The organism is Aurantimonas sp. HBX-1 (genome assembly GCF_021391535.1).
Classification (GTDB): Bacteria; Pseudomonadota; Alphaproteobacteria; order Rhizobiales; family Rhizobiaceae; genus Aurantimonas.
Genome location: NZ_CP090066.1, coordinates 3,851,635 through 3,865,152, shown reverse-complemented (window position 1 = coordinate 3,865,152; position 13,518 = coordinate 3,851,635). Strand labels below are relative to the sequence as shown.

At 69.0% G+C, this 13,518-nt stretch carries 11 protein-coding genes; 9 read left to right on the top strand and 2 right to left on the bottom strand.

Annotation, left to right across the window (positions count from 1 at the left end):
• Positions 1-134 precede the first annotated feature (134 nt).
• The 9 genes from infB (at position 135) to moeB (ending at position 11,221) form a co-directional block, all read left to right on the top strand.
• Positions 135-3,224: a translation initiation factor IF-2 gene (gene infB, locus LXB15_RS18330; protein ID WP_233949806.1), complete on the top strand. Its 3,090-nt coding sequence runs from the start codon at positions 135-137 to the stop codon at positions 3,222-3,224.
• A 215-nt stretch (positions 3,225-3,439) separates the two neighbouring features.
• Entirely contained in the window at positions 3,440-3,853 is a 414-nt protein-coding gene (gene rbfA, locus LXB15_RS18325; protein WP_233949805.1) for a 30S ribosome-binding factor RbfA, read from the top strand.
• The gene (truB, locus tag LXB15_RS18320; protein ID WP_233949804.1) at positions 3,853-4,839 is read left to right on the top strand and encodes a tRNA pseudouridine(55) synthase TruB; all 987 of its coding nucleotides are present in this window, start codon (positions 3,853-3,855) and stop codon (positions 4,837-4,839) included. Before rbfA ends, truB begins: the two co-directional genes overlap by 1 nt.
• A gap of 197 nt (positions 4,840-5,036) precedes the next feature.
• A complete protein-coding gene (rpsT, locus tag LXB15_RS18315) occupies positions 5,037-5,306 on the top strand; it encodes a 30S ribosomal protein S20 (protein WP_233949803.1) in 270 nt (89 codons plus the stop codon).
• A 660-nt stretch (positions 5,307-5,966) separates the two neighbouring features.
• Entirely contained in the window at positions 5,967-6,401 is a 435-nt protein-coding gene (locus tag LXB15_RS18310; RefSeq protein ID WP_233949802.1) for a rhodanese-like domain-containing protein, read from the top strand.
• A gap of 101 nt (positions 6,402-6,502) precedes the next feature.
• Positions 6,503-7,960, top strand: a complete 1,458-nt coding sequence (gene dnaA / locus LXB15_RS18305) for a chromosomal replication initiator protein DnaA (protein WP_233949801.1) — start codon at positions 6,503-6,505, stop codon at positions 7,958-7,960.
• A 160-nt stretch (positions 7,961-8,120) separates the two neighbouring features.
• On the top strand, positions 8,121-9,245 hold the full coding sequence (dnaN, locus tag LXB15_RS18300; RefSeq protein WP_233949800.1) for a DNA polymerase III subunit beta: 1,125 nt from the start codon (positions 8,121-8,123) through the stop codon (positions 9,243-9,245).
• Between the two features lie 13 nt (positions 9,246-9,258).
• Positions 9,259-10,455, top strand: a complete 1,197-nt coding sequence (gene recF / locus LXB15_RS18295) for a DNA replication/repair protein RecF (RefSeq protein ID WP_370640244.1) — start codon at positions 9,259-9,261, stop codon at positions 10,453-10,455.
• A gap of 1 nt (position 10,456) precedes the next feature.
• Entirely contained in the window at positions 10,457-11,221 is a 765-nt protein-coding gene (gene moeB / locus LXB15_RS18290; protein WP_233949799.1) for a molybdopterin-synthase adenylyltransferase MoeB, read from the top strand.
• A gap of 118 nt (positions 11,222-11,339) precedes the next feature.
• Here the strand turns inward: moeB and LXB15_RS18285 are convergent, their stop codons facing one another.
• Together LXB15_RS18285 and LXB15_RS18280 are read right to left on the bottom strand one after the other, a co-directional pair.
• The gene (locus LXB15_RS18285) at positions 11,340-11,510 is read right to left on the bottom strand and encodes a DUF1328 domain-containing protein (protein WP_233949798.1); all 171 of its coding nucleotides are present in this window, start codon (positions 11,508-11,510) and stop codon (positions 11,340-11,342) included.
• A gap of 96 nt (positions 11,511-11,606) precedes the next feature.
• Positions 11,607-13,433, bottom strand: coding sequence for an NAD(P)/FAD-dependent oxidoreductase (locus LXB15_RS18280; RefSeq protein WP_233949797.1), 1,827 nt, complete (start codon positions 13,431-13,433; stop codon positions 11,607-11,609).
• Between the last annotated feature and the right edge of the window lie 85 nt (positions 13,434-13,518).

Below are 13,518 nucleotides of genomic sequence, written 5' to 3'. Positions count from 1 at the left end.
TTTCCGGCGATGCCCCTGCGGGGCGCGGGGAAGCCGCGACTGAGAAATTGAACGACACGGGAGCGCCTTCTGAGCGACGCTCCAGGCAAGATGAAGGGCGCGGGATCGATCCCGCGCAGGAAGCGGAAGCGTAGATGAGCGATACCAAGTCCGGCGACGACAAGACGCTGAGCGTGAGCACGAAGAAGACTCTGACCCTGAAGCGGGGCGGCGTCGAGCAGTCTACCGTTCGGCAGAATTTCTCGCACGGCCGCACGAAGAACGTCGTCGTCGAGACCAAGAAGCGGCGGATCACCAAGCCGGAGGACGCCGTGGCGCCCGCCGCGGCCGCTGCCGCGCCGACGCCGCAGCCGCGCGCCCCGCAGCCGACGCCGGCTCAGACGCCGTCGGCCGCCACGCCGACGCCGGCCGCTGCCGCGCCCTCGGCACCGCCCCCGACGCCGCCGCAGATGGGCGGTCGCCCGCCGCAGATCCAGCTGGGACCCCGGCCGGGCGAGGCGCCTGCTGCCAAGGCGCCGGAACCCGCCGCGCCGGAGCCGGTCGAGGCAAAGACTGCCGCGCCGGCCCCCGAGGCGGCCACGGATGCCGCGGCACCCGCCGCGCCGGCGCCCACCCCTTCTGCTCCGGCCGCTGCCTCGACGGCGCCCGCCGCCGCCGCGCCGCAGGCGCCCCGTCCGGCTGCACCGGTGGCAACCGCCCGGCCCGCCACGCCGGCTCCCGTCGCCACCGCGCGTCCGGCCTCGGCTGCGCCGCGTCCAGGTGGCGCGCCGCAGGGTCGTCCGCAGCAGCCGTCGGGCGGACCGTCGCGTCCGGGCCAGGCACCGGCGCGTCCCGGCGGCCGTGACGATCGTCGTCCGGCCACCGCCGCACCCGGCGCCCGCCAGCCGCGCGGCGCCGTGCTCAGCGACCTGTCGTCGCGCGAGATGGATGCCCGCCGCCGCGCCCTCGAGCTTGCCAAGCAGCGCGAGGTCGAGGACCGGCGCCTGTTCCGCGAGGAAGAGGACCGGCGCATCGCCGAGGATGAGCGGCGTCAGCGCGAGCGCGCCGAGTCCGAGCGTCGCCAGGCCGAGGAGAACGCCCGGCTCGAGGCCGAGGCGGCGGCGCGCCGCAAGGCCGAGGCCGAAGCCGAGCGCCGGGGTCAGGCCCCCGCCGCCGTGGTGTCGCCGGCCGATGCCGAGGCAGCCGCTGCCCGCGGTACCCGTGCCGAGCCGCGCCGGCGTCCCGGCGCCGACGAGGACGAGGCGGCCCGTGCCCGTCCGGGCGCCCGCCGTCCGGTCCGCGGCGCCCCCGCCGAGGCGCCGAAGCCCGCCCGCCCCGACCGCGACGACGGCCGTCGCCGCGGCAAGCTGACGCTCGACAAGGCGCTCACCTCCGAGGAGGGCGCCCGTGGCCGGTCGCTGTCCTCGATCCGCCGGCGTCAGGAGAAATTCAAGCGCTCGCAGCAGAACCAGCCGCGAGAGAAGATTGCCCGCGAAGTGATTATTCCAGAGACCATCAGCATCCAGGAACTCGCCAACCGCATGTCGGAGCGTTCCGTTGACGTCATCAAGTTCCTCATGCAGCAGGGACAGATGATGAAGCCGGGCGACATCATCGAGCCGGATCTCGCCGAACTCATCGCCTCGGAATTCGGCCACACGGTCCGCCGCGTCGCCGAGTCGGACGTCGAGGAAGGCATCTTCAACGTCGCCGACAATGTCGAGAACCTCGTGCCGCGGCCGCCGGTCGTGACCATCATGGGCCATGTCGACCACGGCAAGACCTCGCTGCTCGACGCCATCCGCAAGACCAGCGTCGTCTCCGGCGAGGCCGGTGGCATCACCCAGCATATCGGCGCCTACCAGGTCGAGCAGGGCGGTCAGAAGATCACCTTCATCGACACGCCCGGCCACGCCGCCTTCACCGCGATGCGGGCCCGCGGCGCGCAGGCGACCGACATCGCCATCCTGGTGGTGGCGGCCGACGACAGCGTGATGCCGCAGACCATCGAGTCCATCAATCACGCCAAGGCGGCCGGCGTGCCGATCATCGTGGCGATCAACAAGATCGACAAGCCGGGCGCCGATGCCAGCAAGGTGCGCAACGCCCTGCTGCAGCACGAGGTCTTCGTGGAGTCGATGGGCGGTGAGGTGCTCGACGTCGAGGTCTCGGCGCTCAAGGGCACCAATCTCGACAAGCTGCTCGACGCCATCCTGCTGCAGTCGGAAATCCTCGAGCTGAAGGCCGACCCGACCCGCACCGCCGAGGGCGTGGTCATCGAGGCGCAGCTCGACAAGGGCCGCGGCCCGGTCGCCACCGTGCTGGTGCAGACCGGCACGCTCAAGATCGGCGACATCGTCGTCGCCGGCGACGAATGGGGCCGCGTCCGCGCGCTGATCACCGACAAGGGTGCCCAGCTGAAGGAAGCGCCGCCGTCCATGCCGGTCGAGGTGCTCGGCATGCAGGGCACGCCGCTCGCCGGCGACCGCTTCGCGGTGGTGGAGAGCGAGTCCAAGGCACGCGAGATCGCCGAATACCGCCAGCGCGTGGCGCGCGAGAAGCAGGTGGCCAAGAGCGCCGGCCAGCGCGGCTCGCTCGAGCAGATGATGTCGCAGTTGCAGGACACCGGGCTCAAGGAGTTCCCGCTGCTCATCAAGGGCGACGTGCAGGGCTCGATCGAGGCGATCATCGGTGCGCTCGACAAGCTCGGCACCGACGAGGTGCGGGCCCGGATCGTCCATTCGGGCGCCGGTGCGATCACCGAGTCCGACATCGCGCTCGCCGGCGCCTCGCGCGCCGCGATCATCGGCTTCAACGTCCGCGCCAACAAGCAGGCGCGCGAAGCCGCCGAGCGCGAGGGCATCGAGATCCGCTACTACAACATCATCTACGACCTCGTGGATGACGTGAAGGACGCGATGTCGGGCCTGCTGTCGCCGGAGCGGCGCGAGACCTTCATCGGCAATGCCGAGATCCGGGAGGTGTTCAACATCACCAAGGTCGGCAAGGTCGCGGGCTGCCTGGTCACCGAGGGCGAGGTCGAGCGCGGCGCAGGCGTCCGCCTGATCCGCGACGGCGTCGTCATCCACGAGGGCACGCTCAAGACGCTGAAGCGCTTCAAGGACGAAGTCGCCAAGGTGCAGAGCGGCCAGGAATGCGGCATGGCCTTCCAGAACTACGAGGACATGCGCCAGGGCGACGTCATCGAGTGCTTCCGCGTCGAGCACGTGGCCCGCACGCTCTAGGCATCGGCCCGAAAGAACGAAGCGGGCGGGCGGGGTTCGACCCCGCCCGCTTTCGTTCAGGGGTATGCGGCGGCCGCAGCGGGCCGGGTCCGCGGCTTCCAGCCGGCAGACACGCTTCGCAATGCCGCCCGGCTCGATTTCGGACGCGTTGTTCATCACATTCATTCTGCGGACCGGCGCGATGCCGGCCGCGACGAGAAGGACTCCGATACGGTATGGCCCGTTCGCCCCACTCCGCACATTCCCAGCGGCGGCTCAGCGTCGGCGAGAAGGTCCGTCACGCTCTGACCGAGGTCATGCAGCGGGGCGAGATCCGCGAGCCGCTGCTCGAGACGGCCGTCGTCACGGTGACCGAGGTCGACATGTCGACCGACCTGAAGCTTGCCACCGCCTATGTCACGGTGCTCGGCCAGAGCGACGTCGAGCCCTATATCGCGGCGCTCAACCAGCACGCCAAGTTCATCCGCGGCCGGATCACGCCGGCGCTGCGGCAGATGAAGTTCATGCCGGAGGTGCGGTTTCGCGCCGATACCTCCTTCGACAATTACGCGCGCATCGACGCGCTCCTGAAGTCGCCGGAGGTCGCCCGCGACCTCGACGACCAGGACGATGACGGGGACAGGAACTGATGGCGCGTCGCGGCAAGAAGCCGAAGGGCCGTCCGGTCAATGGCTGGGTGATTCTGGACAAGCCGAAGGGCATGGGCTCGACCGACGCGGTGGCCAAGCTGAAGCGGCTGTATTTCGCGCAGAAGACCGGCCATGCCGGCACGCTCGATCCGCTCGCCTCCGGCATGCTGCCGATCGCCTTCGGCGACGCCACCAAGACCGTCCCCTTCGTGATGGACGGGCGCAAGGTCTACCGCTTCACCGTGCGCTGGGGCGCCGAAACCACGACCGACGACACTGAGGGGACCGTCGCGCAGTCGTCGGACCTGCGTCCGAGCGAGGCGGACATTCGCCTGGCGATGGAAGACTATGTCGGCGAGATCAGCCAGGTGCCGCCGACCTTCTCGGCGATCAAGATCGCCGGCGAGCGGGCCTACGATCTTGCCCGCGAGGGCGAGGTGGTGGAGATCGCCGCCCGCACGGTCTCCGTGCACCGGCTGGAACTGCAGTCGCTGCCGGATGCCGATACGGCGGTGTTCGAGGCCGAGTGCGGCAAGGGCACCTATGTGCGCGCCATCGCCCGCGACCTCGGCCGCGACCTCGGCTGCTTCGGCCATGTGATCGACCTGCGCCGGGTTTCTGTCGGTGGTTTCACCGAGGCCGACATGGTGACGCTGGACGATCTCGAGGCGGCGGCCGAGGAGGGCCGCGAGACCCTCGACGCCGAAGCGGTGGAAGCCGGGGCGACGGCGCGGGTCGTCGATTACGGGCCGCTCGACGAATATCTGATCAACCCCGAGGCCGCGCTCTGCGACCTCTACGAGGTGATGCTGTCGGAGGAGCAGGCGGGGCGCGTACTGTCCGGCAATTCGGTGCTGCTGCGCGGGCGCGACGCGCCGGCCTCCTGCGACGAGGCCTTCGCGACCGGCCACGGTCGGCTGATCGCGCTCGGCTCGATCGACCAGGGTTCGTTCCATCCGCGGCGCGTCTTCGGCGGCCGCGGCTGACCTGCGCCACGATTCGACGAGACGCGCCGCCGGCGCGTGTCGTCGGCGATTGACGGAGCCGGGGATGCGACCTATAAGGACGCCTAATTCGGCGGCGTCGGAAGACGTGGCCGGTTTTTTTGCGTTGCGGCGCGGCTGCTGCCGCCAGCGGCGCCGCCACCCGAAAAGCTGAATCGACAGACAGAAAGAGACGAACGATGGCCAATACCCCCTCGGCCAAGAAGGCGACGCGCAAGATCGCGCGCCGGACCGCCGTCAACACCGCTCGCCGCAGCCGCGTCCGGACCTTCCTGCGGAAGGTCGAGGAGGCGATCGCCGCCGGCGATAAGGAAGCCGCGCTTTCCGCTTTCAAGGTTGCGGAGCCGGAAATGATGCGCGCCACCTCCAAGGGCATCTTTCACAAGAACACCGCCTCGCGGAAGATCTCGCGCCTGTCGCACCGCGTGAAGGGCCTCGCCGAGGCCTGATCGCCGCCGCCAGGCTGCATCGTCCGCTATCGAAAACGCCCGGCCCAGCGCCGGGCTTTTTGATTCGTAGGCCTATTTCGCAGGCATGTTGCCCGCCGCGTCATCGCTCTGTCATGCGCCACTGCGCCGAGTCCCGCTTCATCGTGACGCCGCCGAAAACCCCATTTGATTCCAGGCATTTGCACGAGGTCAGTGAGCAGTTGCGGATAGCTGGCTAAGCGCGTCCCGGCAAGTCCTTGAGTCAAGCGGGATGATCCCGATCAGTACGATTTTTATGTTTGCCCCGGGTTCCTGCCCCGGGCTCAGTGACGGAAGTCGAGGGGTGTCAGCACGTTGCGACCCGTTCGGCGGGTACACGGATGACGAGTCTGCCACAGCAAGTCCGCCCGTCTTACGATTCCGCCGAGACTCCGCTTGCCGCATCCCGCCACGTTTCGTAGTTTCCGCCTCACACAAGTGCGGAGAAGACGAAGTGCGGGGACAACCAGTGTTTTCCAGAAGTTTGTGGAGCCGCCACAAGGTTCCGACGACGGGAAGCCGCCCCCAGCCCGACCGGGCTCACGTCATCGAACGCAACGCGTAGTTTCTGAGCGCATCAAGCCGTTTTAAGTATCGAGAACTTCTGTCCCTTGCGGGATCAGGGGCGGGGAGTTGTTTTGCATGGATAAAAGTTACCGGGGCGACGTCACGGCGTCGACCTGCTGGTCCGCTCTGTCGGAGACCGAGGACGCCGTCCTGGTGGATGTCCGTACCAGTGCCGAATGGACCTATGTCGGGCTCCCCCAGCTCGGGCCGATCGGCAAGTCGGTCGTCCTGGCGGAATGGCAGAGTTTCCCGTCCATGGCCGTCGACCCGGCCTTCGCCCCGAAGCTCGCCGAGCGTCTCGACGCCGCCGGCATCGGCAAGGCGGCGCCGATCTATTTCCTCTGCCGCTCGGGCGTCCGCTCGATCGCCGGCGCCGTGGCGATGACCGCGTTCGGCTACGAGAACTGCTTCAACGTGCTGAACGGGTTCGAGGGACCGCCGGACGAGGAGGGGCATCGGGGCCGCAAGGCAGGCTGGAAGGCGGAGGGGCTGCCATGGTCGCAGAACTAGGTCTGCGGACGGGGCAGGCGGCGTTTGCTGCTGTGCCGTCTCGCGGGCTGCCCCTGGCGGGTAGCGCATCAACAAGAATCGACGACAATGGCGGGGCAGGCATGGACGGCGGGGCGAAGGGTTCGGCGGAGATCATCGAGCGGGTGAATGCGCGGCTGAAGGCGCAGCTCGGGCCGGACATCTTCTCCAGCTGGTTCCAGCGCCTGAAGCTCGAATCCGTCGGCAAGGGCGTCTGCCGGATCTCCGTGCCGACGGCGTTTCTGCGCAGCTGGATCCAGTCGCATTATCACGACCTGCTCACCGAGATCTTCCGCGAGGAGGTGCCCGGCACGCTGAAGGTCGAGATCGCCATCCGCAGCGCCGTGCGCGGCGGCGGCGTGACCATCCGCGAGCCCCGGGTCGCCGGCCACAGCCAGCAGGCGGTGGTCAGCACCGAGGAGATCCGCCCGATCGCCGTCGGCGAGAAGGCGCCGGTCCGGCTCGAGCGGGCCGTGGAAGCGCCGCGTTCGGCCGCCGATTTCGGCTCGCCCCTCGACAGCCGCTATGTCTTCGACAATTTCGTCGAGGGTGCCTCGAACCGCGTGGCACTGGCCGCCGCCAAGGCGATCGCCGAGAACGGCCCGCAGTCGGTGCGCTTCAACCCGCTGTTCATCCATGCCGCCGTCGGCCTCGGCAAGACGCATCTCCTGCAGGCGATCGCCAACGCCGCCGTGCGCCGCCACGACGGGCCGCGCGTCGTCTATCTCACCGCCGAATACTTCATGTGGCGCTTCGCCACCGCGATCCGCGACAACCGCGCCCTCGACCTCAAGGAGACGCTGCGCGGCATCGACATCCTGATCATCGACGACACGCAGTTCCTGCAGGGCAAGTCGATCCAGCAGGAGTTCTGCCATCTCCTCAACGCGCTGATCGATTCCGCCAAGCAGGTGATCTGCGCGGCCGACCGCCCGGCCTCCGAGCTGGAATCGCTCGACCCCCGCGTCCGTTCGCGGCTCTCCAACGGGATCACGCTGGAGCTGGCGCCGCCGGATTACGCGATGCGCCGGGCGATCATCGACAGCCGCGTCAAGGCGATGCGGGCCGAGGATCCGAGCTTCGACATGCCGGAGCGGGTGATCGAGACGATCGCCCAGCGCGTCGCCGGCTCGGGCCGCGACCTCGAAGGGGCGTTCAACCAGATCGCCTTCCGCCATTCGCTCGGCCAGCCGCTGTCGCCGGAGCATCTCGACGATCTCCTCAACCAGCTGACCCGGGCCAACACCGAGCGGCGGGTGCGCATCGAGGACATCCTGAAATTCGTCTCGCGCCACTACAACGTGCCGCGCACCGAGCTCCTGTCCGCGCGGCGAACCCGCACCATCGTCCGGCCGCGGCAGATCGCCATGTATCTCGCCAAGACGATGACGCCGCGCTCGCTGCCCGAGATCGGCCGGCGCTTCGGCGGCCGCGACCACACCACGGTCCTGCACGCGGTGCGCAAGATCGAGGGCGAGCGCTCCAAGGACGAGAAGCTCTCCGAAGAGCTGGACCTCATCCGTCGCATGATCGAGGAGTGATCGCCCGCCGCAGCCTTGCGGCGGCGGCGTTCCGCGCCGGCGCGCCACGTATCTTGTGGCGTTAAGCCTTCCCAAGCGGGCCGCCAGTCTCTAAGAACTTCGAACCCGGAAAGGCCGCTGGAAAACCCCGGCGGCCTCCCGAACGAAACGGCGTCGGTCCATGCGTATCATCATCGAACGGTCGAACCTCCTGAAGTCGCTGGCTCACGTCCACCGGGTCGTCGAGCGCCGCAACACGATTCCCATCCTGTCGAACGTGCTTCTGAAGACCGAGGCGGGCGGGCTGCGCCTGAAGGCGACCGACCTCGACCTCGAGATCACCGAGACGGCGACGGCGACCGGCGAGCAGGAAGGGGCGACCACCGTCCCGGCGCATCTGCTCTACGACATCGTCCGCAAGCTCTCGGACGGCGCCGAGGTGCGGCTCGCCACCAATGCCGAGGGCACCCAGATGACGGTCTCCTCGGGCCGCTCGAATTTCCGCCTGCAGTGCCTGCCGGAATCGGATTTCCCCGACATCACCGCCGGGCCGCTGTCGCACGGCTTCACCATCAAGGCCGGCGAACTCGCCCGGCTGATCGAGCGCACGCAGTTCGCCATCTCCACCGAGGAGACGCGCTATTATCTCAACGGCATCTTCCTTCACACGATCGAATCCGACGGCGATTTGAAGCTGCGGGCCGTGGCCACCGACGGCCACCGCCTCGCCCGCGCCGAGATGAAGGCGCCGGCGGGCTCGGAAGGCATGCCCGGCGTCATCGTGCCGCGCAAGACGGTGGGCGAGCTGCAGAAGCTGCTCGGCGACATCGGGGCCGAGGACGAGGTCAGCGTCGAGCTCTCCGACGCCAAGATGCGCTTCACCATCGGCGCGGTGGTGATGACCTCCAAGCTGATCGACGGCACCTTCCCGGACTACCAGCGGGTGATCCCGCAGAACAACGACAAGGCGCTCACCCTCGACCGCCAGACCTTCTCAGCCGCCGTCGACCGCGTCTCGACGATTTCCTCCGAGCGGGGCCGGGCGGTGAAGCTCGCGCTCACCGACTCGCAGCTGGTGCTCACGGTCAACTCGCCGGATTCCGGCACGGCGACGGAAGAGCTGTCGGTCGGCTACGATTCCGACGACATCGAGATCGGCTTCAACGCCCGCTATCTGCTCGACATCACCGGCCAGCTCTCCGGCGACGACGCGGTGTTAATGCTGGCCGATCCGGGCTCGCCGACGCTGATCCGGGACGGCGGCGACGACGCGACGCTCTACGTCCTCATGCCGATGCGGGTCTGACGCCACGGGCTCCCTGCACGACACGCCCCCGCTTCCGGCCGATGCGGCTGCCGCGCCCGCGGCACCGATCGGGCTGAGCCGGCTGCGGCTCGCCGATTTCCGCAATTACACCGCGCTCCGCCTCGAATTCGATCGCCGCTTCGTGGTGTTCCACGGGTCGAACGGCGCCGGCAAGACCAATCTCCTCGAGGCGATCTCGCTGCTGTCGCCGGGCCGCGGCCTGCGGCGCGCCACCTACCAGGAGATCGCCCGGCAGGGCGGTGGCGGCGGCTTCTCGGTGGCGGCCGCGGTGGTCTCGGCAGCGGGCGAGACCGACATCCTCACCAAGGTGAGCCCGGACGCCGCGGGTGCAGCCAACCGCTCCATCCGAATCGACGAGACCAATGCCCGCAACGCCGAGGAACTGCTCGAGCTGCTGCGCGTCGTCTGGCTGACCCCGTCGATGGACGGGCTGTTCAACGGCCCCGCCGGCGACCGGCGGCGCTTCCTCGACCGCATGGTGCTGGCCGTCGACCCGACGCACGGACGGCGGGCGAGCGACTACGAGCGCGCCATGCGCTCGCGCAACCGCCTCTTGTCTGAGGAGCGGCTGGACGATTCCTGGCTGTCGGGTCTGGAGGCCCAGATGGCCGAGCTCGGCATCGCCATGGCGGTGGCGCGGGCCGAGCTCGTCGATCTCCTCGCCGGCATGATCGGCGCCACCGACGCCGCCAATCCGTTCCCCAGGGCCGGGCTGGTGCTCGCCTCTGGCTATGGCGACATCGACCTCGCCCGTCCGGCAGTGGAGGCCGAGGACGAGGCGCGGGCCCGCCTGCGCAGCGGCCGGAGCCTCGATCGCGGCGCCGGGCGGACGCTGCTCGGCGCGCACCGGGCCGAGCTGTCGGTCACCCATCTCGCCAAGGCGATGCCGGCGGGGCTTGCCTCGACCGGCGAGCAGAAGGCGCTGCTGATCGGCCTGGTGCTGGCGCACGCAAAACTCGTCACCGCCCTTTCCGGCATGCCGCCGGTGCTGCTCCTGGACGAGATCGCGGCGCATCTCGATCCCGGCCGCCGCGCCGCGCTGTTCGACCTGATCGACGGTCTCGGCGTCCAGGCCTTCATGACCGGCACGGATGCCGGCCTGTTTGACGCGCTGGCCGATCGCGCCCAGATGCTGGAGGTCGATTCGGGGGCGATCCGGCCATCCGGTTCGCCGCTTCCGGAGGACTGAGATGGACGAGACGAGGCTCGACCCCCGCGAACTGGAGCGCTACGCCCGGCACATCGTCCTGCCGGAGGTCGGCGGTCCGGGCCAGCAGCTGCTGAAGCGCGCCCGCGTTCTGGTCATTGGCGCTGGCGGCCTCGGCTCGCCGGTGGTGCTCTACCTCGCGGCGGCGGGCGTCGGCACGATCGGCATCGTCGACGACGACGTGGTGTCGCTGTCCAACCTGCAGCGCCAGGTGCTGCACCGGACCGCGGATGTCGGGCGCCCCAAGCTCGACAGCGCCGCCGATGCGGTGGGCGCCCTCAACCCGCATGTCGCGGTGGAGCCGCACGCGCTCCGCATCGACCCGCAGAACGGCGCGGGGATCGTCGCCGCCTATGATCTCGTCATCGACGGCTCGGACAATTTCGCGACGCGCTATGCCATGGCCGATCTCTGCGCCGCCGCCGGGCGCCCGCTGGTGACGGCGGCGGTGAACCGCTTCTCGGGCTCGCTGACCGTGCTCAAGCCCTATGAGACGGCGGCGGACGGCGTGCGCCATCCCGGCTATCGCGACCTGTTCCCCGAGCCGCCGCCGGCGGGGCTGGTGCCGTCCTGCGCCGAGGCGGGGATACTCGGCGTCACCACCGGCGTCCTCGGCACGCTGGCGGCGAGCGAGGCGATCAAGCTGGTCTGCGGCGTCGGCGAGCCGCTGGTCGGCAAGCTGCTGATGGTCGACCTCCTGACCATGCGCTTCGAGACCATCCGCTACCGGCGCGCCCGCCAGGGCTGAGCGGCGCCGCAGACGTGCTGCGGCCGGGGGCCGGCGGGCACCGCGCTATGTCTGGAACGCGAAAAGGGCGGCATCCTCGCGGATACCGCCCCTTTTTACGCAATCACTGGGCGCCGCGTCAGATCGACGGGCGGCGCGACCGGCCAAAGATCAGCGACAGCACGAACAGCACGATCGCGACGAAGAAGATGATCTTGGCGATTCCGACGGCGGTCCCGGCGATGCCGCCGAAACCAAGCACCGCGGCGATCAAGGCAATAACCAGAAACGTGATGGCCCAACCGATCATGGTCGGTACTCCTTTGATGTTTGTCTGGCTTACAAACGCGCGGAAGCGGAAAAGGTTCGATCGGGACCGTTGCGGACGTGTCCGGCCTTCCTCGGTTCATCTGCCCGAGTGGTGAACCTCCTGCAACCCGTAGACCGGCGTCGCGATCCCCGCCTCGCGCGCCTTCAGCTGCAGCGCCAGGTAAAGCGAATAGTGCCGCGACTGGTGCAGATTGCCGCCGTGGAACCACAGGTTCGGCTGCTGGGTGGGCTTCCACATGTTGCGCTGCTCGCCCTCCCACGGGCCAGGGTCCTTCGGGGTGTCGGAGCCGAGGCCCCAGACCTTGCCGACCTTGTCGGCGACCTCCTGGCTGATCAGGTCGGCCGCCCAGCCGTTCATCGAGCCGTAGCCGGTGGCGTAGACGATGAGGTCGGCGGGCAGCTCGGTGCCGTCGGCGAAGCGTACCCCCGTCTCGGTGATCTCCTCGATCTCGACGCCGCTCTTCAGCTTGATCTTGCCGTCGATGATCAGCTGCGAGGCGCCGACGTCGATGTAGTAGCCGGAGCCGCGGCGCAGATATTTCATGAACAGGCCGGAATCGTCGGCGCCGTAGTCCAGCATGAAGCCGGCCTTCTTGAGCGCTGCATAGAAGTCGGCGTCGATCTCGCGGATCTTGTCGTAGACCGGAATCTGGAACTCGTGGAGGATCCGGTAGGGCAGCGAGGCGAAGATCATGTCGGCCTTCGCCGTGTCGATGCCGCTGGCGACGGCGCGCTCGGAATAGAGCGAGCCGAGCCCGTGCTCCATCAGCGAATCCGACTTCACGATGTGCGTCGTCGAGCGCTGCACCATGGTGACGTCGGCGCCTGCCTCGTAGAGCGCCGCGCAGATGTCGTGGGCGGAATTGTTCGAGCCGATGACGACGGCCTTCTTGCCCTTCCAGGCATCCGGCCCGGGATGCTGCGAGGAGTGGTGGTGCTCGCCCTTGAAGCGCTCCATGCCCTTGATCGTCGGCATGTTCGGCTTGCCCGACATGCCGGTCGCCAGCACCAGCTGCTTGGGATGCAGGACCACCTCCTCGCCGTCCCGGTCGACGACGACCGTCCACTCGCCCTTGGCCTCGTCGAAGCTGGCGCTCTTGCAGGTCGTGCGCGACCAGTAGTTGAGCTCCATGATCCGCGTGTACATCTCGAGCCAGTCGCCGATCTTGTCCTTCGGGGCGAAGACCGGCCAGTTCTTCGGGAACTCGAGATAGGGCAGGTGGTCGTACCAGACCGGGTCGTGCAGGCAGAGCGACTTGTAGCGCTTGCGCCAGGAATCGCCGGGCCGGTCGTTGCGCTCGACGATGATCGTCGGCACGCCCAGCTGGCGCAGCCGCGCGCCCAGCGCGATGCCGCCCTGGCCGCCGCCGACGATCAGCACGTAGGGCTGCGTCGCATAGCCGAGCTCGGCCGCCTCCTGCTCGCGCTTCTCCAGCCACGACTTGCGGCCGGGCGCGGAGCCGTGCTCGGCGCCCATTGGCCGGCGATCCGCCAGCGGCTCCTCGAACCCCTTCAGCTCGGTCATCGCGGTCAGCAGCGTCCAGGCCTTGCCGTCCTTGAGGCGTACCAGGCCGTTGCCGCGCGCCACCGCGGTCTCGAAGCTGATCCACGCCTCGGTGACGCCGTCCGCCTCGCTCGGCTCGCCGGTGATGGCGAAGTGGCTTGGGCGCACCGTCGGCAGCACGGCGCTGAGCATCGTGCGGATCTCGTCCGGCCCCTCCATGGTGCGGATGTTCCAGGTGAAGGTGACGAGGTCCCGCCAGAAGCTGACCGGCGCGAACATCTCCGCCGCCGCATCCGCGTCGCCCGCCGCCAGGGCCGCCTCGAAGGCCTCGAGCCACGCCGTCACGGTGCCGCGCGCCTCGCTCCCGGCCACAGCCGGCCGCTCCAGTGTCTCGCTCATGGTTCCTCCCGAAGCGCCGCGGTCCGCCCTGGGCGGCCGTCATTCTTGTCGCCGGAGCTCAGTCTGCGACAGGCCGGGGAGGCAG